This window comes from uncultured Aquincola sp., from assembly GCF_964001545.1.
GTDB lineage: Bacteria > Pseudomonadota > Gammaproteobacteria > Burkholderiales > Burkholderiaceae_C > Aquincola.
In genome coordinates this window covers 1-2759 of sequence record NZ_CAXFDV010000502.1, presented here as the reverse complement: position 1 = coordinate 2759, position 2759 = coordinate 1, and the positions used below count along the sequence as shown (strand labels likewise).

General features: G+C 68.4%; 1 protein-coding gene and 1 pseudogene. Both read left to right on the top strand.

Annotated features, from left to right (window positions below; genetic code table 11):
• Window positions 1–84: 84 nt before the first annotated feature.
• A pseudogene (gene pgk, locus ABNT58_RS17100) lies at window positions 85–546 on the top strand (phosphoglycerate kinase); the annotation flags it as partial.
• Window positions 547–708: 162 nt separating this feature from the next.
• The coding region (locus ABNT58_RS17095) for an NADP-dependent malic enzyme (RefSeq protein ID WP_348754651.1) at window positions 709–2759 on the top strand (2051 nt) is incomplete at its 3' end.

Below are 2759 nucleotides of genomic sequence, written 5' to 3'. Positions count from 1 at the left end.
CAAAAGGCACTGCTCTCACACTGGTTCTTACCAGCTGAGGCACCAAAAGATCTGCCGACGAGCTTCTGGCTTGTTCGGAACGCGCTTGTCGGCGAGGCCAAGGCGGTGATCGAGTCGATGAAGGCGCGCGGCGCGGCCGTGCCCATCCCGGTGGACGTGGTCACGGCCAAGGCCTTTGCGGCCGATGCGCCGGCCACCGTCAAGGCCGCCACCGACGTGGCCGACGACGACCTGATCCTCGACATCGGCCCGAAGACGGCCGACATGCTGGCCCAGCAGCTCAAGGCCGCCGGCACCATCGTGTGGAACGGCCCGGTGGGCGTGTTCGAGTTCGATGCCTTCGCCAAGGGCACCGAGACGGTGGCCAAGGCCATCGGCGAGAGCAGCGCCTTCAGCATCGCCGGCGGTGGCGACACGCTGGCGGCCATCGCCAAGTACGACGTGAAGGTGGGCTACATCTCCACCGGCGGCGGCGCCTTCCTGGAAGTGCTGGAAGGCAAGACGCTGCCCGCGTTCGAGATTCTGCAAAAGCGCGCCGCCGGCTGACGGCGCAGCCCCGGGGTGGGTCGCAGCAGGACGTGGCGCGGCCCGGGACGTCAACTCAAACATTCGCAGCGGGAATGCGGGCGGGCGCCGTTCGATCCGCAGTACCCTGCGAACCTTGCGTGAAGCTTGCAACGACTTCGCGCAGAGATCCCAGGAGACCCCATGGCTAAAGAACTGTCCCCGGCTGAGCAGGCACTGCGCGACGCCGCCTTCGAATACCACCGTGCCCCTTCGCGCGGCAAGATCTCGGTCACGCCGACCAAGGCGCTGCTGAACCAGCGCGACCTGTCGCTGGCCTACTCCCCGGGCGTCGCCTACCCCTGCCTGGCGATCGAGGAAGACCCGAACGCAGCTGCCGAATACACCTCGCGCGGCAACCTGGTGGGCGTGGTCACCAACGGCACCGCGGTGCTGGGCCTGGGCGACATCGGCCCGCTGGCCGCCAAGCCGGTGATGGAAGGCAAGGGGTGCCTCTTCAAGAAGTTCGCCGGTATCGACGTCTTCGACATCGAACTGGCCGAGAAGGACCCGGACAAGCTGATCGAGATCATCGCCGCGCTGGAGCCCACGCTCGGCGGCATCAACCTCGAGGACATCAAGGCGCCCGAGTGCTTCTACATCGAGAAGGCGCTGAAGGAGCGGATGAAGATCCCGGTCTTCCACGACGACCAGCACGGCACGGCCATCATCTCGGGCGCGGCGCTGCTCAACGGCCTGGAGCTGGTGGGCAAGAAGCTCAGCGAAGTCAAGCTGGTGGCCTCGGGCGCCGGCGCAGCCGCCATTGCCTGCCTGGACGTGATGGTGGGCCTGGGCGTGCCGCGCGACAACATCTTCGTGGTCGATTCGCGCGGCGTGATCCAGAGCGAGCGTGAAGACGCGCGCAATGGCAAGCTGGACGAAAGCAAGCAGCGCTACTGCCAGAAGACCAGCGCCCGCACGCTGGCCGACGTGGTCAAGGGCTGCGACGTGTTCCTGGGCTGCTCGGCCGCCGGCGTGCTGACGCCCGAGATGGTGAGCACCATGGGTCCCAAGCCGCTGATCCTGGCGCTGGCCAACCCCGAGCCCGAGATCCGCCCCGAGCTGGCGCTGGCCGCGCGGCCCGACTGCATCATCGCCACCGGCCGTTCGGACTATCCGAACCAGGTGAACAACGTGCTGTGCTTCCCGTACATCTTCCGGGGCGCACTGGACTGCGGGGCCACCCGCATCACCGAAGAGATGAAGCTGGCCTGCGTGCGCGAGATCGCTGCGCTGGCCAAGGCCGAGATCAGCGACGAGGTGGCCGCCGCCTACCCGGGCCAGGAGCTGCACTTCGGCCCCGAGTACATCATCCCCAAGCCCTTCGATTCGCGGCTGATCCTGCGCATCGCGCCGGCCGTGGCCGAGGCCGCCGCCGCCAGCGGCGTGGCCACCCGGCCCATCGCCGACATCGAGGCCTACCGCCAGTCGCTCACCCGCTTCGTCTACCAGACCGGCATGGTGATGCGCCCGGTGTTTGCCGCCGCCAAGGCGCAGCCGGCCCGCGTGGCCTATGCCGAAGGTGAGGACGAGCGCACCCTGCGCGCGGTGCAGATCGCGCTGGACGAAGGCCTGGCCCGTCCCATCCTGATCGGCCGCCCGTCGGTCATCTCGATGCGCATCGAGCGGGCCGGCCTGCGGCTCAAGCCCGGCGTCAACGTGGAGGTGGTCGACCCCGAGAACGACAACCGCTACCGCGCCTACTGGGAGGACTACCAGCGCCTGATGGGCCGCGAGGGCGTCACGCCCGACATGGCCAAGGCCGCGGTGCGCCGCTCCAACACGCTGATCGCCGCGATGATGGTGCGCCGGGGTGATGCCGACGCGATGCTGTGCGGCCTGGTGGGCCGCTTCGAGCACCACCTGGACCATGTGCGCGACCTGATCGGCCGCGCGCCCGGCGCCAACACCTTTGCCACGATGAACGGCGTGCTGCTGGAAAACCGCATGCTGTTCATCGCCGACACCTTCGTGAATGAAGAGCCCAGCAGCGAAGCGCTGGCCGAGATCGGCTCGATGGCGGCCGAAGAACTGCGCCGCTTCGGCGTGCCGCCCAAGGCGGCCTTCCTGTCGCACTCGATGTTCGGCTCCAGCACCCGGGCCTCGGCCAAGCGCATGCGCCGTGCCGCGGCGCTGTTCCGCGAGCAGAACCCCGACATCGAATGCGAAGGCGAGCTGCACGGCGACGCCGCGCT